The sequence below is a fragment of the Deltaproteobacteria bacterium PRO3 genome (assembly GCA_030263375.1).
In the GTDB taxonomy this organism is placed as follows: Bacteria; UBA10199; UBA10199; order DSSB01; family DSSB01; genus DSSB01.
On the sequence record SZOV01000016.1, the window covers coordinates 23,024 to 44,393 of the forward strand.

The 21,370-nt window shown below is 65.3% G+C and carries 19 protein-coding genes and 1 riboswitch; of the genes, 3 read left to right on the forward strand and 16 right to left on the reverse strand.

The annotated features are described in order from the left end of the window. Positions 1-2 precede the first annotated feature (2 nt). Both FBR05_04570 and gshB read right to left on the reverse strand, forming a co-directional pair. Positions 3-521, reverse strand: coding sequence for a hypothetical protein (locus tag FBR05_04570; GenBank protein MDL1871458.1), 519 nt, complete (start codon positions 519-521; stop codon positions 3-5). Positions 522-669: 148 nt separating this feature from the next. Next, positions 670-1,797: a glutathione synthase gene (gene gshB, locus FBR05_04575; protein ID MDL1871459.1), complete on the reverse strand. Its 1,128-nt coding sequence runs from the start codon at positions 1,795-1,797 to the stop codon at positions 670-672. Between gshB and FBR05_04580 the strand changes: the two genes are divergently transcribed. After that, a complete protein-coding gene (locus FBR05_04580; protein ID MDL1871460.1) occupies positions 1,655-2,614 on the forward strand; it encodes an RluA family pseudouridine synthase in 960 nt (319 codons plus the stop codon). The genes gshB and FBR05_04580 overlap by 143 nt on opposite strands. On the opposite strand, the gene FBR05_04585 is transcribed toward FBR05_04580, so the two are convergent. The 6 genes from FBR05_04585 to FBR05_04610 form a co-directional block, all read right to left on the reverse strand. Further along, the gene (locus tag FBR05_04585; protein MDL1871461.1) at positions 2,611-3,792 is read right to left on the reverse strand and encodes a methyltransferase domain-containing protein; all 1,182 of its coding nucleotides are present in this window, start codon (positions 3,790-3,792) and stop codon (positions 2,611-2,613) included. The genes FBR05_04580 and FBR05_04585 overlap by 4 nt on opposite strands. Positions 3,793-3,919: 127 nt before the next feature. Next, positions 3,920-4,756 (reverse strand): energy transducer TonB, encoded by an 837-nt coding sequence (locus FBR05_04590; GenBank protein MDL1871462.1) that lies wholly within the window; start codon positions 4,754-4,756, stop codon positions 3,920-3,922. A 111-nt stretch (positions 4,757-4,867) separates the two neighbouring features. After that, on the reverse strand, positions 4,868-5,653 hold the full coding sequence (locus FBR05_04595; GenBank protein ID MDL1871463.1) for an ABC transporter ATP-binding protein: 786 nt from the start codon (positions 5,651-5,653) through the stop codon (positions 4,868-4,870). Beyond that, positions 5,647-6,657 carry an iron ABC transporter permease gene (locus FBR05_04600; GenBank protein ID MDL1871464.1) on the reverse strand — a complete coding sequence of 337 codons (1,011 nt, stop codon included), beginning with the start codon at positions 6,655-6,657 and terminating at the stop codon, positions 5,647-5,649. The genes FBR05_04595 and FBR05_04600 overlap by 7 nt, the downstream gene beginning before the upstream one ends. A 257-nt stretch (positions 6,658-6,914) precedes the next feature. Further along, positions 6,915-8,738, reverse strand: coding sequence for an ABC-F family ATP-binding cassette domain-containing protein (locus FBR05_04605; GenBank protein ID MDL1871465.1), 1,824 nt, complete (start codon positions 8,736-8,738; stop codon positions 6,915-6,917). A gap of 141 nt (positions 8,739-8,879) precedes the next feature. Further along, positions 8,880-8,954, forward strand: a riboswitch (cyclic di-GMP riboswitch). Between the two features lie 67 nt (positions 8,955-9,021). Beyond that, positions 9,022-9,957, reverse strand: coding sequence for a MerR family transcriptional regulator (locus FBR05_04610; GenBank protein MDL1871466.1), 936 nt, complete (start codon positions 9,955-9,957; stop codon positions 9,022-9,024). A gap of 217 nt (positions 9,958-10,174) precedes the next feature. Between FBR05_04610 and FBR05_04615 the strand changes: the two genes are divergently transcribed. Both FBR05_04615 and FBR05_04620 read left to right on the forward strand, forming a co-directional pair. After that, positions 10,175-10,693: a fasciclin domain-containing protein gene (locus FBR05_04615; GenBank protein ID MDL1871467.1), complete on the forward strand. Its 519-nt coding sequence runs from the start codon at positions 10,175-10,177 to the stop codon at positions 10,691-10,693. Between the two features lie 336 nt (positions 10,694-11,029). Continuing rightward, positions 11,030-12,541, forward strand: a complete 1,512-nt coding sequence (locus FBR05_04620) for a hypothetical protein (protein ID MDL1871468.1) — start codon at positions 11,030-11,032, stop codon at positions 12,539-12,541. Between the two features lie 19 nt (positions 12,542-12,560). On the opposite strand, the gene FBR05_04625 is transcribed toward FBR05_04620, so the two are convergent. The 8 genes from FBR05_04625 to FBR05_04660 form a co-directional block, all read right to left on the reverse strand. Further along, positions 12,561-14,432: an ABC transporter ATP-binding protein gene (locus tag FBR05_04625; GenBank protein MDL1871469.1), complete on the reverse strand. Its 1,872-nt coding sequence runs from the start codon at positions 14,430-14,432 to the stop codon at positions 12,561-12,563. Positions 14,433-14,465: 33 nt separating this feature from the next. Beyond that, positions 14,466-15,902: a hypothetical protein gene (locus FBR05_04630; protein MDL1871470.1), complete on the reverse strand. Its 1,437-nt coding sequence runs from the start codon at positions 15,900-15,902 to the stop codon at positions 14,466-14,468. 62 nt (positions 15,903-15,964) lie between these two features. After that, positions 15,965-16,711 (reverse strand): TerC family protein, encoded by a 747-nt coding sequence (locus tag FBR05_04635; GenBank protein ID MDL1871471.1) that lies wholly within the window; start codon positions 16,709-16,711, stop codon positions 15,965-15,967. Positions 16,712-16,762: 51 nt separating this feature from the next. Continuing rightward, positions 16,763-17,137, reverse strand: coding sequence for a hypothetical protein (locus FBR05_04640; protein MDL1871472.1), 375 nt, complete (start codon positions 17,135-17,137; stop codon positions 16,763-16,765). Then, positions 17,134-18,048 (reverse strand): hypothetical protein, encoded by a 915-nt coding sequence (locus FBR05_04645; GenBank protein MDL1871473.1) that lies wholly within the window; start codon positions 18,046-18,048, stop codon positions 17,134-17,136. The genes FBR05_04640 and FBR05_04645 overlap by 4 nt, the downstream gene beginning before the upstream one ends. Position 18,049: 1 nt before the next feature. Next, positions 18,050-18,835, reverse strand: a complete 786-nt coding sequence (locus FBR05_04650; GenBank protein MDL1871474.1) for a tetratricopeptide repeat protein — start codon at positions 18,833-18,835, stop codon at positions 18,050-18,052. Positions 18,836-19,236: 401 nt separating this feature from the next. After that, the gene (locus tag FBR05_04655) at positions 19,237-20,664 is read right to left on the reverse strand and encodes a hypothetical protein (GenBank protein MDL1871475.1); all 1,428 of its coding nucleotides are present in this window, start codon (positions 20,662-20,664) and stop codon (positions 19,237-19,239) included. Between the two features lie 20 nt (positions 20,665-20,684). Continuing rightward, positions 20,685-21,221: a hypothetical protein gene (locus tag FBR05_04660; GenBank protein MDL1871476.1), complete on the reverse strand. Its 537-nt coding sequence runs from the start codon at positions 21,219-21,221 to the stop codon at positions 20,685-20,687. Between the last annotated feature and the right edge of the window lie 149 nt (positions 21,222-21,370).

The window sequence follows — 21,370 nt, forward strand, 5'->3', positions numbered from 1 at the left end:
CGCTAGGGTTTCCCCTCGAGCTGGACCTTGCCGGTGCCTTTGCAGTAGGGGCACCGCTCTTTCAGGCCGAAGGTCTTGAAGATCGAGCGGGTGAATTCTTCGTGTTCGTAGCCATGGTCGGCGTACTGGAAGTGGGCGATCTCGTGGGCGAGGGTGTCGAGGATCCGGGCCTTGGGGAGGCGGACGATGTTTTTTATCTTCAGCTCGCCCTTGCGGTTCATGTAGGTGGTCTGGGTGTGGGTCGCGATGACCACCGTGCGGTTGTCGAAGTAGGCGTTGCCCAGCACCCGCATGATCTTGGTCTTCGTCGGGCGGAAGGAGCGGATGCGCCGGGGCAGGACTAAATTGGGCATCTTGAGCTTGGCCTTGCGCAGGTAGGGGTACATCCAATGGAGCTGCGGGGACAATTCGGTCTTGAGAATGAGCTGGACCTTGCTGCGCTTCTTCCGCGTGCCGCCGCCCTTCTTCGCCCCCTGCCGGGCGGTGCTTTTTCGGGTCGTGTTTTTCTTCCGGGCGGTCATGAGATCCTTCGTCCTTTCGCAGACGGCGGGCGTGTATAGGGCAAGCCCTACAACGCGCGCAACCCTAAATTTAGCCTATCCGAAGGGGCTTTTGGAGGGCCTTATCGGGGAAATATTCGCGGGGCGTCAAAGGGGTGGGGCGGCGGGGCTATTGTAATTTTTTCTCAATAAAATCAATAACTTTTCTTTGGCTGTGCGAGCCGCCGGTCGCGTTGATCTCGGCCAGTCCCATCGGCGAGGTGACATTGACCTCGGTGAGGTAGTTGCCGATCAGGTCCAGGCCCACGAAGTCGAGGCCCAGGCCCTGCAGGCTGGGGAGGAGGGCCGCGACGATTCGGCGATCCGAGGCCGTCAGGGGGCTGGGGTGGGCCGAGCCCCCGGAGTGCAGGTTGGCGCGGTGCTCGCCCTCGGCCGGCTTGCGGATGAAGGAGCCTAGGACCTCGGTGCCCAGCAGCATGACGCGCTTGTCGCCCTTGCGGATCTCGGGGAGGAAGCGCTGGGCGATGACGTGGCGGCTGAAATCGTCGGTGGCGGTCTCGAGGACGACCTTGAAATTTTCGGTGCGGGTGTTGCGCAGGTAGAAGATCCCGCGCCCGCCGCTGCTGTTGATGGGCTTGATCACCGCGCCGTTCGGCTGGGCGCGGATGAACTCGCTCAAGGTCGCGAATTCGGCGCTGACGAGCGTCGGCGGGATCAGGTCTGGGAAGTGCAGGGGCAGGAGCTTTTCGTTGGCCTCGAGGACCCCGCGCGGGTGGTTCATCATGTAGACCTCGTCGGCCAAGAGCTCGAGGAGGTAGAGGTGGTGCAGGTAGTTCTGGTCGAAGGGCGGGTCCTTGCGCAGCAGGATGGCGTCGAAGCCGCGCAGCTCGCGGCGCCGGCCCTCGAGGACGCGGTGCCAGGGTCTTTTACCGATGCCGAGGATCTTGAGGCGCTCGACGTAGGCCTCGGGCTCGCGGCCCCGGCTGCTGAGGCGCTCGGGGGTGGTCGCGAAGACCTGATGGCCGTGGCGCTGGGCCTCGTGCATGAGGAAGAGCGTCGTCTCGCGCTCGGGGTGAAACCCGGCCAAGGCGTCGGCGACGAAGAGCAACTTTAGGGATTTGCGGCGGCGCGGCATCCGTGCCATACCTTCCGCCATGGACAGCTTCAAGGTCAAGCCCGAACAGCATGAGATGCGCCTCGACCAATTCCTGGCCCAGGCGATGGGCGCCAGCCGCAAGAAGGCCAAGCAGCTCATCGACGAGGGCAAAGTCTTCCTGGGCGACCGCAAGGTGATCATCGGCTCCTGGCAGGTGCAGGCGGGCGAGACCTGGGCCCTGAAGGATCCGAACGAGGCGACTCTCCCGCGCCGCAAGCGCTATCTCAAGGTCTACTACGAGGACCCGGACCTGCTCGTCGTGGAGAAGCCGCCCGGCGTGGCCTGCGAGCGCAGTGCCCAGACGCTGACCTCCACATTGGTCGACGACATCAACGACTACCTGCGCCGCGCCCATCCCGAGATCGAGCATCCCTACGTCGGCCTGATGCACCGCCTCGACCGCGAGACGAGCGGCTTGATGGTCTACACCCTGTCGCGCGCGGCCAACGCGCTCTCCGAGCAGTTCAAGCGGCACACGGTGGGGCGGCGCTATCTGGCCTTGGTCGAGGGGCAGCTCAAGAAGTCGGAGGGGACGATCGAGGCCGCCATCGTCAAGGACCTGGAGGCGAAGGCGAAGAAGATGAAGACCCTCGGCGGCCGCGGCGGCAAGGAGGGACGGGCGAAGACCCATTTCTTCGTCCTCGAGCGCTACCCCGGCGCGACGCTTGTCGAGGCCCGGCTCGAGACGGGGCGCACCCACCAGGTGCGCGTCCACTTCGCCAGCCAGGGCCACCCGGTGGTGGGCGACAGGCTCTACGGCAGCAAGCTCGCGGCGCCGCGCCAGGCGCTGCACGCGGCCTACCTTGAGTTCCGCCATCCGCTCACGAACAAGAAACTGGTGTTCCGTTCCAAGCCGCCGAAGGATTTTCTGAATTTGCAGGAAAGATTTCGCTCCGAGGCCCTGGGGACGCAGCGTCCCTCGCGGGCCAGGCCTTCGACCAAGGCCGGCCGTCGCTAAGGAATTCTTTTCACCGTCCATTTGGGGTCCAGGCGCAGGGTCCAGGACACCTTGAAGCCCTTGCCCTTCCAGCCCTGCAATCGCATCAGGTCGCCGCGGCGGATCTCGTCGAGGTCCCGATTTTCGGCGCGCCGCTCGCGGTCGAGGCGGTAGAGACTGAGGCGCCCGGGGGCGCCGCAGAGCACGACCTCGATCTTGCCGCGCGTCTGCATGCGGTTGCTGACCACTCGGAACAGATCGCGGTCTTGGGGGCGCGCCTCCTGCCAAGCTTTCTTCCGGCCCAGTAAGAGATAGGCGACCTTCAGGAAGCGGTTGTCGTTTTTCACCAGCCGGTCGAGCTCTCGCAAATATTCGGGCTCTTCACAGTCCACGTAGAAGTGGCACCAGTCGCCGCGCGTGGCGGCCAGCATGGGGCAGACCTGGTCGTGCAAGCAGGGCGCCAGCACGCCGAGCTCGCCCGATTCGACCAGGTGGTCGCGCAGGGCCATCAGCTCGCGGGTCGGGCGCCGCAGCGCCGGCTCGAGAAGGGCGACCAAGCCGTCTTCGGCAAGATGTTCGTCCAGCCGAGGGGAGAGCCATTCGGCGCGATCCTGGGCCGAGAGTTGGACGAGCTCGTTCAAGACGTGGCTCATCAGGATCAGGTCGTATTTTCCCTGGAAGCGGAAGCCGTGCAGCCAGAGCGGGAAGGCGCGGACCTGGAGCTTGAGCCCGGGCGCGGCGGCCTCGAGGAGCCGCTGCGCGTCTTTCAGGATGTTGGCGTTTTGCTCGACTAGGACGAGCTCGAGCTCGGCGCCGGGATTTTTTTCCGACAGCATCCCCGCAAAGGCCAGCGAGGCCGAGCCGGGCCCGCAGCCCAGGTCGAGGACGCGGAATTTGTCGCGTCGCCAGAATTTTTCGGGGATCTTCTCCAGGACGTAGCGCGTCTTGGCGTAATTGATCGGCAGGAAATACAGCAGGTAGGCCGCGCGCAGCTGCGGCTGGTTCAGGTAGCCGGCCTGCAGGTTGGCGCGGTCGGAGGTGAAGAGCTCGGAGAGCTGCGCCACCCCCTTGGCGAAGAAGCGCAGGTCCTCGCCGCCGAAGGGTCGCTCGGCGAAGGAAGCACGGCGCGTGCCGCGGTAGAACTCGCGCTTGAGGAAGGGGAGGAGGAAGTCTTCGAGGGGTTTTGGAAAACGGATCATGAGGATACCTAAAATCGGCGGCTTGGTCCTCGCCGCGGAATCCGTAGGGGCCGTTCGCGAACGGCCCCTACAAGGGTCGCAAGGATTCCATGCACAGGCTAAAAAAATTCCGTCGAAAAAAACGCAATTACAAATTGTCCTTCAAGCTGAAGCGCAGGCTAAACCGGATCGGCCCCGCATAATAGGGAAAAGGCGCGGCGCGCCGCACCGTCGCGACGGCCTCCTCGTCCAGGATGCGATGCCCGCTGCTGCTGGTGAGGTTCACGTAGGCGACCGAGCCGTCGGGGTTGATCTCGAATTGCAGGCCCGCGACGCCCTCCAGTTCCTCGGAGCGCGCCTGGCGCGGGTAGCGCTTGGCCCGCGCGATCTTCTGCCGGATGCGCGCCAGGATCGCCGAAGCCTCGCCGCCGCTGCCGGACCCGCCGCTGCCCGGCGCGCCGACTCCGCCGGGGCCCTTGCCGCCGCCGCTGCCGGTACCTTCGCCGCCGCCCAGTCCCGCGCCCTCGCCGCCGCCCGGCCCCGTCTTCGCGCCGGAGACGTCCCCCTCGCCGGGACCCGGCAGGCCGGGAGGGAGGGAGGTCTTTTCGCTGGGGCGTTTCGCGCCTTCCTCGGCGACCGACGGCTTGGGGATGATCTTGAGCCGCGGCGGCTTCGCGGGTATCGCCTTGGCGGGCCGCTCCGTCAAGGCCTCGTCGGATTTTTTCGCCGGCTTCGGCGGCCTCGGCGCTTGCGCTTCGGATGTCGGCGCCGTGGCCTGGGGATCCGCGGCCTGCGGAGCGCCCAGCCCGCCCTCACCGCCGCTGCCTGCGCCGCCGGGGTTCAGGTTGTACCAAACCACCCCGCCGGCGTCGCTCAAGGTGGCAACGCGCCGCTGCGACCATTGGCTGACCCAAAAAAGAAAAGCGAGCAGGCCCAGGTGAAGCGCGATCGAGGCGCTCAGGGTGATGGCGAGGCGGCGGGACATCCGCTAAGAAATACCTCGCGCCGCGGCCCGCGGCAAGCGCGGCGACGGGCGCGCGGTCCCCGGAAGCCACCGCCAGCCCAACGACCGGTTGTTTTTCAGGAAACCGTTCTCTTAGGGAAGCTTGGGTAAAAAATAAGGCCTGCCGGTCTCGGGATGGGTGCCGCTCAAGACCTCGGTGCCGAAGACCTCCCGCAGGGTCTCGGGCCGCATCACGGCTTCCGGTTCTCCGTCGGCCTTGAGTCGACCTTCCGCAAAAAGCAGCAGGCGTCCGCAGGCCGTCGCGGCGAAGCTCAGGTCGTGGAGGACCACGACGAGGGTCAAGTCGCGCTCGGCGTGCAGGCGCTTCAGGAGGCGGTAGATCTCGGCTTGGTGCTGCAAGTCGAGGTGCGTCGTCGGCTCGTCCAGCAGCAAGACCTTCGGCTCCTGGGCGAGGGCCCGCGCCAGCAGGACCCGCTCGCGCTCGCCGCCGGAGAGCAGGCGGATATCGCGCTCGGCGAAGCCGAGGCAGTCGGTGAGCCGCATCGCCTCGCGCGCGATCTGGAGGTCGCGGGGGCTTTCCCATTGGAAGCTTCCCAGATAGGGGGCGCGTCCCATCAGGACGACCTCGAGGGCGGTGAAGGGAAACTCGATGAAGGTCTCCTGCGGCAGGACCGAGATGATCCGCGCGGCCTCGCGGCGCGAGTAGGCGCGGAGCTCGCGCTCGTAGAGCCGGATCTCTCCCGCCGTAGGTTGCAAGACGCCGGCCAAGAGATTGAGCAGCGTGGTTTTGCCGCAGCCGTTGGGACCGAGGACGCCGACAAACTCGCGCTCGCGGATCGCGAAGCCCAGGTCCTTCAGCACCGGCAGGGCCTCGTAGGAGAGGGAGACGTTGTCCAGCGCGTAGACCGTCGTCACCAGGCACCTCGGCTCGAGGGTTTTTTCACGAGGTAGACGAAAAAGGGCCCACCGATCAGGGCGGTGAGGACGCCGACCGGGATCTGCGTCTGGTAATCGGAGCCGCTTAAGACCGTGCGCGCGGCCAAGTCGGCCAAGACGAGGAAGGCGGCGCCGAACAGGGCCGAGGCGGGCAGCAGCAGGCGGTGGTCGGAACCGAGCCTGAGCCGCACCATGTGTGGGATGAAGAGGCCGACGAAGCCGATCAGGCCCGAGAGGCTGACCGTCGCGCCGATCATGAGGGAGGCGGCGAAGAAGATGTGGCGGCGGAATTTCTCGACGTCGAGGCCCAGGTATTGGGCGCTGGAGTCGCCCAGGGCCATCAGGTTCATTTTTCCGGCGTGCAGGAAGAGAAGCAGGAATCCGGCCAGGACGAAGCCGCCCGTCACCGCGATCTTCCCGTAGCTCTCGGCCTCGAGCGAGCCGACCATGAGGTACCAAATGCGGTGCGCCTGCTCGAAGCTGACCAGCGAGTTGATGAACATGATGAGCGCGAAGCTGAAGGCGTTGAAGATGACGCCGGTGAGCAGCAGGGTGTAGACGGGCAGGCGGCCCTTGGTCTGGGCGATCCAGTAGATCAGCAGCAGCGAGGCGAGGGCGGAGACGAAGGCCACCGAGCTCACCCAGGTGAAGGCGAGCCCCAGCGAGACCGCGACCACGCTCCCGAGCGCGGCGCCGCCGGAGACGCCCAGGATGTAAGGGTCGGCCATCGGGTTGCGCAGCAGGCTCTGGAAGGCGACGCCGCCGCTGGAGAGGGCGAAGCCGACGATGAGGCCCAGCAGGACCCGCGGCAGCCGCGAGTAGAAGAGGATGTCGTGCTCGGGGCTCGCGGTATCGCCCCAGGCCGCCGCCAGATCGAGGCGCCCGCCGCCGAAGGCCAGGCTTAGGGCGACCGCCGCGGCGAGCAGGAGCACCAGGCCGGAGAGGACGACGGCGAAGCGGCGGAAGTTGAGGGGCGCGGCGTTCATGGGTGTAGAAGTCGTAGCACCACCCTGGGTGCCGGGCAAATCGGAAGTTTTTCGGGAAGAATTCGATTATTTTAAGGTGAATCGATTGTAGGGGCGAACCTTGTGTTCGCCCTCCCCTGGGGTATGTCGCGGCAACTGTAGGGGCCGTTCGCGAACGGCCCCTACGGCTTCCGCAAAGGCCCGAAATTCCGAATTCTAAACAACCGCCGCGAAGGGCGAACACAAGGTTCGCCCCTACGGAGTAATCCCAAACGACCCTAAGCCTTGGCCTCCAGCTCCGCCCAACGCCGGTACAGGGCCTCGACCTCGCCCTCCGCCGCCGCGAGTTTTTCGCTCAACTCCAGTAACAGCGCCGCCTGGCTGGCGTTGGCGGGCGATTCGAGCTCGGCGCGCAGGGCGGCGGCCTTCGCCTCCGCCTCGTGGATCTTGGCCTCCATGCCGTCGAACTCCCGCTGTTCCAAGTAGCTCAATTTTTTCTTCTTCTCCGCTTCTTCGCGATTGGCGGCGGCCGCCTCGCCGCGCGGCGGCGGGGCCTCCCATTTCAGCGCCGCGTGCCAATCCTCCCACTGCTCCAACGAGGCGAAGGCGACGATCTGTCCCGCGGCCGAGCTGCCCGGAGGCCCGAAGGCGAGGATGCGGTTGGCGATCTCGTGCAGAAAGTAGCGATCGTGGCTCACCAACAGGACCGCCCCGGGGAATTCCGCGAGGCAGTTTCTCAGGACCTCCAGCGTGGCGATGTCGAGATCGTTGGTCGGCTCGTCCAAAACCAGGACGTTCGCGGGGCGCAGCATCAGCTTGGCGATCAGCAGGCGGCTCTGCTCGCCGCCGCTCAAGCGCCCCACCGGCATCTCCATCTGCGCCGGGTTGAAGAGAAAGCGGTCGAGATAGCCGCGGACGTGGACCGGATTTTCGCGGTATTCGACGTGGTCGCCGGCCGGGCAGAGCGTCTTGATCAGGCTTAGGCCGGGATCGAGGGTCTCGCGGTTCTGCTCGAAGTAGGCGACGCGCAGCGCCTCGGCGTGTCGAACCGTCCCCGCGTCCGGCGGCTCTTGGCCCAACAGGACGCGCAGCAGCGTGGATTTTCCGCAGCCGTTGGGGCCGATCAGGCCGAGGCGGCTCTGCGGGGTGACCAGCAGGTCCAGTCCGGAGAACAAGGGCCGGCCGCCGAGGGACTTCGCCACGCCTTGCGCCTCGATCAACTTTTTCGGGCGTTTCTCTTCCGCGGCGAAGTCGATGGCGACGCCGCGCGTCCGGTTGCGCGCGCTGACCTGCTCCAATTCTTCGGCGATCTCTCCGGCGCGCTGGATGCGGGCCTGCTGCTTCGTCCCGCGGGCCTTGGGGCCGCGGCGCAGCCACTCGGTCTCGCGGCGCAGGGTGTTCTTCAGGACGAGCTCGCGGCGCTCCTGCGCGGCGCGCAGTTGCTCCTTGGCCTCCAAATAGCCGGCGTAGTCCCCGGGGACGCTCAGGATGCCTTCCGGCAAGGCGGGGTCCAGCTCGAGGATGCGGGTGGCGACCCGTTGGAGGAAGAGTCGGTCGTGGGTGATGGTCAGGCTGGCGAAGGGCGCCTTGGCGAGCAGTCCTTCCAGCCAGAGGATGCTCTCGACGTCGAGGTGGTTGGTCGGCTCGTCCAGCAGCAGGAGATCGGGGCGCTTGGCCAGCTCGCGGGCCAGCGCGACGCGTTTCTTCCAACCGCCGGAGAGCTCGGAAACCCGCGTGGCCGGACCGACGCCCTCCCGCCCGTCCAGCGAGAGCTTGGAGAGCCACTCCTGCAGCGTGGCCTGGAACTCCCAATCTTCGGGATCGGGATGCGCCTCGAGGATCGCCGACTCGACGGTCGCCTCGGGGGCGAAGGCTGGCACTTGCTCCAGCCAGCCGACGCGTAGCCCGCGGCGCACGGAGATCTCGCCGGCGTCGGGCCGCTCGCGGCCCGCGAGCAGGCTCAGCAGGGTGCTCTTGCCCGCGCCGTTGGGGCCGATCAGGCCGACGTGCTCGCCTTCCTCGAGGGCGAAGCTCAAGTCCCGAAACAGCGGCCGGGCCCCGTAGGATTTGGCGATTTTTTGCGCGGCGATCAGTATCGGCATGGCGGGGGATCTCTCGCATGTCCTTGGGGTTTTTCCAAGCCCCGCGCGGCCTCGGAAAAACCCGGAAATGCATCTTGTCACTCGGCGGGGACGGCGCTACACTTTTCAAGTCGGACGCCGTTGACGGGAGTCCGGACGTCCGGCCGAAAAAGGCAAACTCCGAGCAATCGGAGGACGCAAAGCCTCCGGTCCCTAGGGGATAGCGGGGCTGCCAAAAGCTTCCGCCTGGCTTTTTCAGGCCGACGCAACCCACCTACCGTAAGCGCTAGGTGGGTTTTGGTTTTTAGAGCTTTTCTCGCAAGTATTTCCGAAACAGGCCGAGATCGCCGATCACCCGTCCTCTTCCCGTCTCGACCGCCTCGCGAAAACGCTCCGCGGCGCGTCCCCCGCATACCCAAGCCGTATCTTTCGGCAAGAGACGCGACAGCCTTTGCAGTTCGGCTGCGAGTTCGGTCTCTTCCGCGGGAAAGACGATGCTGAGCGCCAACAGCCGCGCCCCGGCATTGCGGACCGCGGCCGCGATCTCTTCGGCGGGGAGATTCGCGCCGAGGTAGATCACCTTCCATCCCTCGATGGCCGCCATCTTGGCGGCGAGCAAGGCACCCAGCTCGTGGATCTGGCCGGCCGGCGTTGCGACGACCACGCTGGCTCCGGCTCCGGCCTCGGGATAGGCCGGTTTGAGACCGCCGACGAAGCTTCGCATCACCGAGGAGGCGAGGTGCTCCTGCGCGATGCGGAAATCGCCGCGCTGCCAGCGCTCGCCGACCGCCTCGAGCAGGGGCGAGACGATCTCCTCGAGCAGGACCTGTTGGCTGAAGGCCAGTGAGGCGCGGTCGAGCAGGTCTTCCAACCCCTTGCCGTCCAATCCTTCGATCTTTTCCAGACAGCCTTCGAGATAGGGGAGCGGGTCTTCTCGGGAGGAGGGGGGCTTTTCGGTCGCGGCTTGGGGTTTGGTGGCCGACATCGTCGGGGGCAGGTTTGCCGCCAGGGCCGCAAGATCGGCATCCGGCAGTTGGGCGATCTGGCTGATGCTGTGCCCGAAGTCGGTGAGACGGGCGAGCCGCTCGAGCCGAGCGACCTCCGCCTCGCTGTACATCCTCCGATTGGTCGGGCTGCGGTCGGGGGTCAGGGCCCCGTAGCGACGCTCCCAAACCCGAATCACGTGCGGGCTTAGGCCCGTTCGCTTGACCACCCATTTCATCGGATACCGAGTTTCCACGCTCCTACCTTAGGCGAAAAAGCAAATCCTGACAATATTTTACACAAAATATAGAAATAATTTAGACAAAATATTGACAAATACTCGTAAGTGGGTAGGATGACCGAAGTAGAACCACCAAACTGCTCCATAGAACGATCGGGTAAACTCACGGAGCAGGGGCGCCTGCCGAGGTCGAAAGACCTTCGGCAGGCCCATTTATAAAAAGGAGCACGTCATGAAGATCCCGAAATTACTCATATTTTCTGCTTTTGCCCTAAGTCTGGCCGCCCTTCCCACCCCTCGAGCGGCCTGGGCCGGAGACGCGAAACCCGCGGCCTCCGCCGGCCCCGCCGACATCGTGGACACCGCGGTGGCGGCGGGCAATTTCAAGACCCTGGCCACCGCCCTGCAGGCCGCGGGCCTGATCGAAACCCTCAAGGGACCTGGCCCCTTCACCGTCTTTGCGCCGACCGATGAGGCCTTCGCAAAGCTGCCGGCGGGGGCCCTCGAGGGCCTGCTCAAGGACAAGGCGAAGCTGAGCGCCGTCCTGACCTATCATGTGGTTCCGGGTATGGTGACGGCCTCCGAGGTCGTCAAATTGAAAGAGGCCAAGACGGTCAACGGCCAGGCCGCCAAGATCACCGTCCAGGGCAGCGAGGTGATGGTGGATGGAGCCAAGGTGGTCAAGACCGACATCAAGACCAAGAACGGCGTGATCCATGTGATTGACGCGGTGATTTTGCCCAAGTCCTGATTCTTCGCCTCCTTAAGCAAGACCGAGTACGCTCCGGCGCCCGTACCTAAAGACGGGCGCCGTTTTTTATTCTTGCGGGCAAGGGGAAATGGCTTCCCATTCGCATCTCCCTTGATTTAGATTGAAAGGACGCAGCTGGAACACGCGGGCGAGAAAGAGGTGGTTTTGGCCCGCCCGCGATGTCCAATGACCCAGGCGGCTTCGCATCGGGGTTCGCCCCACCCGCGGACATGGGGCGAGGTCGTCCTTACACCTCCCCTTCGCCGCAAGGCCAAGGGGATGTGGTGGGGTGGATATAAATAACCACCCAACACCAACCAATTTGTCGCTTGCAGGATGGCGGCGTTCCGGCGGCGTTCGCAGGCCAAGGCCGGGATGGGGAAAAGCTTTTCTATCCCGGCCTCACCACCCTTTAAGGTCTCCTTGGGTAAGCTCTTCGCTCAGATCGTCTCTCCCGAAAACATTCGCGAGGCCTACCGCCTGATCCGCGAAAAGCACTACGACCCCTATCTTCAGTATTACAAGAAGTTCGCCTCGGGGATCGACGGCGTGGACCTGCGCGACTTCGACGACAACCTGGAAGCGCAGCTTAAGGCCTGCCGCGATTTTCTGCTTGCCGAAGACCGGCCCTTTTATCCCCAGATCCTGCGCAAGGTGCCCAAGGACACGCCGGGGAAGTTTCGCGAGATCTACCTCGTGGCCCTGCGCGACAAGGTGACGCAGAAGGCGATGGCCCTGCCCTTGGTCGAGCGCTTCGAGAAGCTTTACTACCCGAATCTTTTTTCCTATCGGAACGGGCGCTCCTACGGCACCATTGCCGCCGCGCGCCGCGTTCGCAAGCTGCTGCAGGCGCATGACGGAAGGCTCTTCGTCTACAAGACCGACATTGCGGATTACTTCGACAATATCGACCAGGGCCGCTTGTTGGACATGCTGCGCGAGGCGCTGCCCGACGAGCCGGAAGTCCGGGGCCTGGTGCGGCAGTTCGTGCATCAGCGGAAGTTTTGGGACGGGCATCTGATCTCGCCCATTCGCGGCATCCCCGCCGGCTCGAGCCTGTCGACCGTCTTCGCCAACTTCTACCTCTGGCCCTTGGACCGCGAGATGTTCCGCGGCGACTACCATTACCTGCGTTACGGCGACGACATCCTATTGCTGGATCCGGATCCGGCGAGGATCGAGGCCGGGAGCCGCCGCATCGCCGAGGTCTTGGCCGGCCACGGGCTCAGCTCCTCGCCGCACAAGACCCTGCGCAAGGCCCCGGGCGAGGCCTTCGAGTACCTGGGCTACCGTTTCGCGGAGGGAAAGATCCACATTGGGAGCGTCGCGATGGGGCGCTTCAAGCAGTGGGCCTACGAGCAGCTGGTCGTCGACCGTTACCGCGACTATTCCAACAAGACCGACGAGGAGCGCCGGGCCTTGCTGAAGAAGATCATCCTCGACATCAATACCGGCCTCGCCGCGACCTTGGGCCTGAGGCAGCTGCCCTGGGTGCGCGCCTTCCCGGTGGTCGACGACGACTCGAGCTTCCGCCGGATGGACGCCTTCATCAAGGACCGCATCCGCCTCACCATCCTGCGCCGACCCTCGCCGCGCAACCGGCGGTTGATCCCCGAGGCCTGGTTCCGCGAGTTGGGCTACAAGAGCCTGACCGGCGCCTACCACCGCATCCTGCGCCGCCGCAGTCTGGCGCCCTACCGGGGCTGGCGGCGCTACTTCGGGACGAACTTCGAGATGTTCCTCCAGGGGCGGGAGAAGAAAGAGGGACTTGCGCGAAAATGGGCCAACTTGAAGGGCAAGTTGCGCTACGTTCGGCAGGCGCTGAACGGGGAGATCAAGTTCGACTGAGGAAGGGACCTCCGTCCGCTCAGAGGGCGGGGACGGGGATAGGCTCTTCCCCGCCCTGCGCGAGCAGCTCGCGGTAATAGGCGGATCGGGCGATCAAGTCCTCGTGCCGGCCCTGGGCCTCCACGGTGCCCTTCTTTAAGACCACGACCCAATCGGGATGCAGCTGGGGCAGCGGACGGTGCGAGATGATCAGCACCGTCTTGTTTCGAAAATGTTCGGCGATGATCTTTAATACCCCGCGCTCGGAGCGGTGGTCCAGCGAGGCGGTCGGCTCGTCCATCAGGACGATCGGCGCGTCCTTGGCGGCGGCGCGCATCAGCGCCAGCTTCTGCAGCTCGCCGCGCGAGTAGCCCAGGCCCTCCGCGCCGACCTTCTGCCCGAACTTGCGCTCCAGCGAGGCGATGAAGCGATTGAGCTCCATCTGCCGCCCCAGGTCGAGGGCCTTCTCGAGCTGGGCCTCCATGTCGGGCCCCTTGTTCCCCATTTCGCCGAAGAAGACGTTGCCCAGGATCGTGTCCTCGACGTGGAGCTGGTCCTGGGCCACCACGCTGAAGTAGGCGCGTAGGTCGTCCAGGCGCATCTTGCGGATGTTCACCCCGTCGATCCGGATGCTTCCGCGGTTGCCGTCGTAGAGGCGCATCAATAAATTCAGCAGGGTGCTCTTGCCCGCGCCGCTCTGGCCGACGATCAGGACCTTCTGCCCCGGTTCGGCGCGGAAGCTGACGTTACGCAGCCCGCCGATCCCGCGGGCGTATTGGAACCAGACGCCGAGGAATTCGACCCTGCCCTCGCGGCGTTCCGGTACGACGGGGTGCTCGGGCTCGGCGATCGGGGTGGTGTTTTCGAAGATCGAAAAGACGGTCCGAATGCCGATCAAGCCCGCCTGCAGGTAAGCCGTCGCGCGGACGAACTGCGAGAGCGGCCGGAACAGCAGCCCCAGGCAGATCATGTAGGCCAGGACCTCGCCGTGACTCAGCTGCCCTTGGATGATCTGGCGCCCGCCGTACCACAGCGCCGCCAGCAGCACGGCGGAGGCGAGGAAGCCGATCAGGATGGCGTTGCCGGCGTAGACCATCGTGCGTTCGATGCGGAATTTCTTGTCTTGATTCAAGACCTCCTCGAAGCGGTCGCCCTCGCGCAGCCCGCCGCCGAAGATCTGGAAGAGCTTGGCGGAGTGGTAGGCGCGGTCCAGGATTTTCAGGATTTGGTCGTTCTTGGTCTGCAACTGGGAGGCGACCTCGGCCATGTAGCGGTTGAGGCGGCGGATGTAGAGGACGACGAAGGGCACGAGGGCGGAGAGGATCAGCGTCAGCCGCCAGTCGATGACGGTGGCGGCGACGGTAAGTAAAAGGATGTTTACCGACTCGCGCAGACAGACATAGGCGAAGGTCTCGACCAAGACCTTGATCATCATGACGCTGTAGGTGAGCTTGGAGACCAGCTTGCCGGCGGCGTTGTTTTCGAAATAGGTGAGCGGCAGGCGCATCTGGTAGCGGAACAGGTCGCGGCGGATCTCGGTGACCAGGTCCATCGAGAAGGTCGTGACCAGGCGCTGCTCGTAATAGCGGAGGACGGCGTGGAGCAGGTAGATCCCAAGTCCGCCCAGGATCACCCAGTTGAGCAGGGCGTAGTCCTGCTTGGGGACGATGTAATCCAAGACGAACCGCGACAGAAAGGGCAAGGCGAGGCCGAGGACGCCGCCGAGGACGATCAAGGCCGAGATGCCGAGGATCGTCTTCTTGTGGCGGCCGACGTAGCCCAAAAAACGCGCCCAGTAGATTTGGTCGCGCAGGGCCTTGAAGCGCTTGGCGCGGTCGCGGCGCTTGGTTTCGCGCGCGGCGCGATGACGTTCGCGGTGGGTCGGCTTTTTGAAAAAGGGGAGCGTGATCAATGCCGCGAAAACTCGCCCATCCCCGCGGGGGAGTCAAGGGGCGATCGCCAGTGCCTTCATTTCCTGAATCGTCTCCGGCGTCCCGATAATCCCCACCCCGGGATCCGTATCGTCCGCGTCGCGGAATTGGAAGAGCAGCTGCACGATGGGCCGGACGGGCTCGTAGCTCGGCCCGCGCGGGAAGCCGTCGCCGTCGGCGTCGACGTAGGGGTCGTTGAGGCGTACCTGCGAGACCTCGATCTCGGGGACCGAGGCGCCGAGGGCCTGGTTGATCGCGCGGATGAAGAGATTGGCCGTATAGGCGTGCCCGCTGTGCGAGAAGTGCACGCCGTCCAGGCAGAAGAACCCGCCCGCGCCCCATTCGGCGGTGTAGGTCGTGCCCTCGACGGTCTGCGGCGCTCGCAGAGAGGCGTTCAGGTCGACGAGATGCAGGGAGTGCTTCGCCGTCAGCTCGGCGAGGATTTGGTTCAAGGCGGCAATCCGCGCCTGGATCGGTGCCGCTTCTTCGGCGGTCAGGACCGAGCTGTCCACCAGGTGCTCCGTCAGCGTCGCCTCCCACTCGCGGCCGGCGAGTAAATCGGTGTAGATACGCAGGGCGGCGGGGAGGCTCATCCGGGCGCCCTCCGGCAGACGGTCGGCGGGGACCGTCAAGCCCGTCCAGCGTTTCACCGTCTCGCCCGAGACCAGGTAGGCGATCTGCGTGATGTCGGGGATGTTGCCGACGAAAACCTCTGCGCCGGTCGCGGCCAATTTCCCCAAGACAAAATCCATGTTCGCCCGGAATTCCTCCGGAGGCGTCATCGCCGCCGCGACGCCGGCGGACGTGTAATTCTCGTTGCCGATCTGGACCACCGAGCCCAGCACGTCGTTGTTGAGCCAAAGGGTCATGATCTTGGGCGTGGCGGGATTCGCGTCTTTCCATTTCTCTGCCAGCCAGAGCGCGGCATCGAGCTGGCTGGTGGGCTCTCCGCGGTATTCGGAAAAGGCGATCGGCGCCAGGGTGCGGTCGCGGAGACTGCTCGCGGAGCTCAGCGCCTCGCCCGTGGCCTTGGTCTCGAAAATGCTCTTGGAGTCCTCGCCCGAGATGCCGAGGAGGGTGGGGATCTTGTCGGGGTTTTTGCGCGGCCCGTCGACCGCGAGCAGGGGCATGGTCAGCGTGCCGCCATAGGCCTTGGCGAGCTGCTTGGCGAGGATCGCCGCGTAGCTGTGCGGCTGGGTGTGCTCGTTGGTGGTGCCGTCTTGCACCCCGGCGGCCAGGCTGTCGCCCAGGGCGACGTAGTTAAAGCTGGGCGAGGCCGGCGGCGCCGGGTTCTCCGGGGCGTTGGAGGCGCCTCCGCCGCAGGCCAGTAGAGACAAAGTGGCGAGGCCGGCGAGGGCCTTGGCGAAATTCCGTGACATGGGATCCCCTCGAGAATTGCGGTGTCGTGGCGTGGGACGCTTATCGTCCGCGGGTCCACGGGATTGCGTCATTTCTTAGTTTTTGGAAGGATTCGGCAAGTACTACCTATGATTCCCTCGAACTTCCGTCGGGACTAAGCCTGCTCCAGCTTCGGCTCGTCCCGCAGCTGCACCGGCTTGCCGGGCTTGTGCAGCTTCATGTTCAGAAGCTCGACGAAGAGCGAGAAGGCCATCGCGAAGTAGATGTAGCCCTTGTTGATGTGCTGGCCGACGCCCTCGATGGTGAGCATCACGCCGATCAGCAACAGGAAGGCCAGGGCCAGCATCTTGAAGGTGGGATGCCTCTCGATGAAGCGGCTCACCTTGCCGGCAAAGACGATCATCACCCCCACCGCGATCACCACCGCCGCGATCATGATCTCGATGTGCTTGGCCATGCCGACCGCCGTGATGACCGAGTCCAGCGAGAAGATGATGTCCAGCGCCAAGATCTGCAGAATCACCGCGCTGAAAGAACGCACCGCGACTTTTTTGTCCGCGTGCTCGGCGCCCTCCAGCTTGTCGTGGATCTCGTAAGTGGCCTTGGCGATGAGGAAGAGGCCGCCGATCAGCAGGATCAGGTCGCGCCCCGAGAAGCCGTGATCTAAAATTTCGAAGAGCGGCTTGGTCAGGCCCATCACCCAGCTGATCCCCAAGAGCAGGGCGATCCGCATGGCCATCGCCAGGAAGAGGCCGATCTGCCGGGCCTTGCCCTGCTGGTGCGCCGGGAGCTTCCCGGTCAGGATGGCGATGAAGACGATGTTGTCGATGCCCAGGACGATCTCGAGGCTGGTCAGGGTGAGGAGGGCGACGAGGTTTTCGGGGGTGAACAATTCGGCCATGGCGGCTTCATAGCCGGAAGTCCCGATTCGTCAAATCAAAAATAACCGCGCTCAATCGCGGCCGTAATAGGCCTTGGTCGGGGGTTGCAGCCAGTAGATCAGCAGCGGGACGCAGATCGGGATGAAGCAGGGGCTGCCCAGGCCCAGGCAGATCAGGATGATGTGGTAGATCCAGGCCCCCGGGGAACGCGGCAGGAAGAAGGTCGCGACGAAGACGCCGATCAGGGCCAGGCTCATCATGCCCAAAAAGACCAAGTAACCGGTCATCAGCCAGGGAGGCGCGTCGGGCTCGACCATCCAATGCTTGGCGAAGACTAGCCCCAGGACGGAGAGGGCCAGCGTCAGGGTATAGATGAAGATCATGACGGCGCAATAAAAGCGGTACCATTTGACGACGCCGGGCGTGGGGATGGCGGGAAGATTCATGGGGACCTCGGGTGCAGGAGCGTGAAGAGCCCGCGCAGCGTGGCCGGCAGGCTAGGCGCGGCGCGCATCGTCTCGATGTCGAGGGCGTGGATTTGGCCGTTCTTGACGGCGGGGATCGAAGGGAAATTTTTCCAAAAATCCGCCCTGCCCCGCTTCGCGGCCTCGCCGGCCTCCGAGCCCATCGCGAAGTCGAGGATAACGTCGGGCGCGGCGCGGATCAACAATTCCGTCGTGTAATACGGGTATTTCAGGCGGCTCTCCCTGGCGACGTTCACCGCGCCGATATAGGCCCCCGCTTCGTCGAAGAAGTTGTTTCCCCCCGCCACGACCAGGGGCTGGTAGCCGACCACGTAGAGGACGCGTCGCTTCGGCACCGCCGCGGCCGCGGCCTTCAGGGCGGAGAGCTCCGCCCGCATCTTGGCGACGGTCGCCCGCGCCGCCTCGGCCTTGCCGAGCAAGGCGCCCAGGGCCTCGATCGAGCGCATCGTTTCTTCAAGGCCTGCGAAGCCCAGGGTGTCGACCTCGAAGCCCTGCGCCTGCAGCGCCGCGACCTCTTTGGGCGAGCTGTTCGCCGCGCTGCCCAGGGTCAGCACCGGCACGCCGCGCTCGAGGAGGAAGCGAATCTCCTTCTCCGATCCGTTTTCCTTCGTGCCGATCACCAGGTCGGGTTTTAGGCGCAGGATGGGCTCGGGAAAGGCCTTCAGGTAGTCCGCGACCTTGGGCAAGGCCTGCGCCGCCTCGGGGCGCCGGCACCATTGCGTGACGCCGACCACTTGGGCGCCGAGGCCCAGCTCGAAGAGGATTTCGGTCAAGTTGGGCTTGAGCGAGACGATGCGGGAATAGGCGAAGGCGGGGAGGGCGGGCGCAAGCCAAAGCAGGACGGCGAGGGCCAAGCTGAGCGCCGCGCGCATGTCAGGCCGGGTTTTCCTCACTCGGGGCACCCATTTCGTCGAGCCATTTTTCGAAAATCTTGTCCTGGGTCTCGAGGAAGAAGCTCATGCCCTGGATCTCGGCGCTGTTGTGGCCGCGGATGTCGCGCATCAGGGCCTGGGTGCGCTGCCGCAGGCGGCGGATCTCGGAGATGCAGGACTCTTGGGGCAGGTCGCGGGTGAAGAGCTGATCGCGGTCCAGGTAGATTGCGACGAAGCGCTCGTAGATCGCCAAAATCTCGGAGAGGCGCTTGTGCTCGACGTTGCTCGCGCGCAGCCGGGCCTGGGCCGCGGCGAAGTGGGCCTGGGCCTGGGCGTAGTCGGCCCGGCTTAAGGCCAGTTTTCCGTACATGAAGTGCGGCTCGGGGGCGTCGGGGTGCTTGTCGGCCACGCGGTTCAGCAGGCGGGTCGCCTGGTCGGCCTGGCCGTATTGGCTTAAGGCCCGGGCCTTCATCATCAAGACCTCGCTGGAGCCGCTCAGGCGGAAGGCGAGGTCGTAGAAACGGATGGCCCCCGGCATCTGCTGGAGCTGCTCGAGCTTGTTGCCGATGCTCTTGAGATATTCGGCGACGCGCGACTCGCGGTCTTCGACGCGGACTTCCGAGACCGTCTTGTCTTCGAAGCTGTCGATGGGGGAGGCGAAGGAGATGCCCTCGAGGTTGTTGGGGAGGGCGGAGCGAAGCTGGGCGATGTCCTCTTCCGCGATGCGCGGCGTGCAGAGCTCGACGCATTTTCCGCGGGTCCGGTTGTAGATAAAGATGGAGGCCATGCTTAATGCCCGTTACACCCTGAGATTACAGCACACACCCACCTGATCGTGACGCGTCCTGGAACCGCCCCGCGTGAGGGGCGGATAACCCTTCTGTACGTCCTTGTCAACCGGCCGCGTAACCGAAAGGTTACCGGTGGGCACCCGTCTGACGCTGCATTGCGTCAAACGTCACAGGCGGCCAATTTCTATTATCGGCGAGCAGCGAAAATAGATTCGGGGCAATACCTTATGACCGACCTGCAGCGGGGTTTAAGGTTTTCGGCCGACCGCAACCGCAAAATCCTCTAAAGACAGGGCCGTCGCCTTTTTGTGAAGCGGGTATTTGTCATTCCCCGGATACAAAACATCCTTGAAAATTCAAATGGAATATTTGAATTTTCAAGGATTCAATTCCTGCCTTATCGATCGGCTTGCAGCCGGAGCAGCCGCGGCCCCAGGCCGACAAAGTAATCCGCCCCTATCCTCAAGCCGTCGCTCAGGCCCTCGCCGTCGGCGGTGTCGCCGTCGATGGCCAGCGGCGGGGCGCTCAGGGTCCCGGAGGTCAGGTCGAGGGGATAGACCTTTCCGTCGTTGAAATTGGCCGCGATCCCGTAACGCCCGTCCTCGCCGACTTGCAGGCTGGGAAAGAAGATCCGCGCGCCGGAGACCCCGGCCGCGGTCATCGAGATCTCCCGCAAGGTGCCGTTGTTCAAGTTCACCGCCAGGATGCGCCCGCTGTTGTCCGCGGTCGGCAGGTAGGCGGTGCCGCCGTCCGGGCTGAGGCTGATCTCGCCGGAGACCCCGGCCCCGCGCTGCCCCAAGGGGATGCTGCGCACCAGGTCGTGACTCAGGGGATCGAAGACGTCCAAAAACCCGTCGGTCGTCGCCAGTCCGTTGCGGTCCACCGCGCCGCTGCTGACGACGAGGAGACGGCCGTCGGCCACGCCGACCGAGGTGGGGTTGTAGCCCGAGGTGCTCAGGACGCCGAAGTTCCCGGTCGCGCGCTGGAAGGCCAAGACGGTGCCGGGTTGGTAGTCGTCGTGGACCTCGTCGTAGTTGGAGGTGGCGATGAAAACCTGGCCCTCGATCTCGACTAAGCCCTTCGGATAGGCGGGCCGAATCGCCGCGAGCGCCCGGCCGCTGGAAGATGTGGCCGAAGTCGGGAGGGAGGCGGGGAAGGGGTGATGCGACTCCGAGCCCTCTTCCGGCCGGACGGCGGCCAGGCCGGGATTTTGGTGCGTCGTGATGAAGATCTCGCCGTCCGCGGCGCGCAGGACTTGGTCAGGGGCCCAGGTAAGCGGGATGATCGAGGCCGCGGCCCCGGGACGAGCGGGGTCCCAGGAGAAGAGGTGGTGGTCGTTCGTCGCGTAATTGGCGCAGACGCCCAGGCCCTCGTCCAGGTCGGTGACGAGACCGGCCGCGCCGCAGGGGGCCGTGTCGTGGGTCGTAAAGCCCGTGAGGCTCAAAGCAGGCGGCGTCTCGGCGTCGCCGCCGTCGAAGCCTCCCTCGGAGGAGTCGCCGCCCGCCTCGTTATGGAGCGGCGGGTGGCTGTCGCAGGCGGCGGGAAAGAGGGCCCAAAGGCTGTAGGCGACGGGGCTGTCCCAGTGCGGGGCCTCGTGTCGCGGCAGGGCGCCGAAGGCGTCGCGGAGCAGGGCGGCTCGGAAGGTCGCGGAGTCGCGGACGGCGAGGCGCGAGGCGGGCGGAGGGGGCGGCAGCGTCGACACGAAGGCATCGCCGGTCGGGGAATTGGCGGGCGAGGCCGAGGGCAGTGTCTCGAGGGGCGCTTCGCAGACCTGAGGCGTTTCCAGGTAGTAGGTTCTGGGGTCGATGCAGATTTCTTGGCTCATGGTTTTCTCCTTAAAAAAAATTACCGATGCACGACGCTCAGCGCGTCGAGGTCGAATCCCGCGGAAGTCCCGGTGCCCTCCGAACTCAAGTCGCGGATGCGGATGAAGCGCGCCCAGGGCAGGCCGAGCTCGCCCAAGTCGAAGGTGTCGCCGCCGGCCGCCGCGGGATCGGTGGGGTCGACGGTGTTGAGCTCGGCGTTGGCGAGCACGGGGTGTACGCCCGCGCAGCCGGGGTAGAGTTCTTCGCGGTTGCCGCTGGCGCAGGGGAAGGCGAAGAACTGAATCCCGTCCTGGCTGACGGCCACCTCGCCGGGCTCGGCGAAGGGCGCGGCGGGGTTTCCGCCCGCGTAGAAGGCGTTCTCGAAGACGATGAAGTCGGGCCCGGGGCCGTCGAGGATGGCGGCGTCGGATTTCAAGACGATGCTGCCTCCGGCTCCCAGGGAAAGGACGTCGAAGCCGCCCTGCTGCAGCCCTCCGCCCTTGGGAGCTCCGAGGACGATGTCGGGCAGGCGGTCCGCGCCGAAGCCGGCGCCGGGCCCCGGCTGAAAGGAGACCACCGCGTCGGCGAAGGGGTCGGAGGCGACGGGCGTGGGGAGCGGCGTCGCGGTCGCCGCGGGGCTGGGGCTTGGGGTCGCGCTGGGCGAAGGCAGGGGACTCGGCGTAGCGACAGGTTCCGCGCTGGGCGTGGGGCCGGGCGAGGCGAGGG

Coding starts and splice junctions, on each gene's coding strand:
- FBR05_04570 (MDL1871458.1), bottom strand. CDS start 521: ATGACCGCCCGGAAGAAAAACACGACCCGAAAAAGCACCGCCCGGCAG.
- FBR05_04580 (MDL1871460.1), top strand. CDS start 1,655: ATGGACAGCTTCAAGGTCAAGCCCGAACAGCATGAGATGCGCCTCGAC.
- gshB (MDL1871459.1), bottom strand. CDS start 1,797: ATGATCACCTTGCGGTCGCCCAGGAAGACTTTGCCCTCGTCGATGAGC.
- FBR05_04585 (MDL1871461.1), bottom strand. CDS start 3,792: ATGATCCGTTTTCCAAAACCCCTCGAAGACTTCCTCCTCCCCTTCCTC.
- FBR05_04590 (MDL1871462.1), bottom strand. CDS start 4,756: ATGTCCCGCCGCCTCGCCATCACCCTGAGCGCCTCGATCGCGCTTCAC.
- FBR05_04600 (MDL1871464.1), bottom strand. CDS start 6,657: ATGAACGCCGCGCCCCTCAACTTCCGCCGCTTCGCCGTCGTCCTCTCC.
- FBR05_04605 (MDL1871465.1), bottom strand. CDS start 8,738: ATGCCGATACTGATCGCCGCGCAAAAAATCGCCAAATCCTACGGGGCC.
- FBR05_04615 (MDL1871467.1), top strand. CDS start 10,175: ATGAAGATCCCGAAATTACTCATATTTTCTGCTTTTGCCCTAAGTCTG.
- FBR05_04620 (MDL1871468.1), top strand. CDS start 11,030: ATGGCGGCGTTCCGGCGGCGTTCGCAGGCCAAGGCCGGGATGGGGAAA.
- FBR05_04630 (MDL1871470.1), bottom strand. CDS start 15,902: ATGACGCAATCCCGTGGACCCGCGGACGATAAGCGTCCCACGCCACGA.
- FBR05_04635 (MDL1871471.1), bottom strand. CDS start 16,711: ATGGCCGAATTGTTCACCCCCGAAAACCTCGTCGCCCTCCTCACCCTG.
- FBR05_04640 (MDL1871472.1), bottom strand. CDS start 17,137: ATGAATCTTCCCGCCATCCCCACGCCCGGCGTCGTCAAATGGTACCGC.
- FBR05_04645 (MDL1871473.1), bottom strand. CDS start 18,048: ATGCGCGCGGCGCTCAGCTTGGCCCTCGCCGTCCTGCTTTGGCTTGCG.
- FBR05_04650 (MDL1871474.1), bottom strand. CDS start 18,835: ATGGCCTCCATCTTTATCTACAACCGGACCCGCGGAAAATGCGTCGAG.
- FBR05_04655 (MDL1871475.1), bottom strand. CDS start 20,664: ATGAGCCAAGAAATCTGCATCGACCCCAGAACCTACTACCTGGAAACG.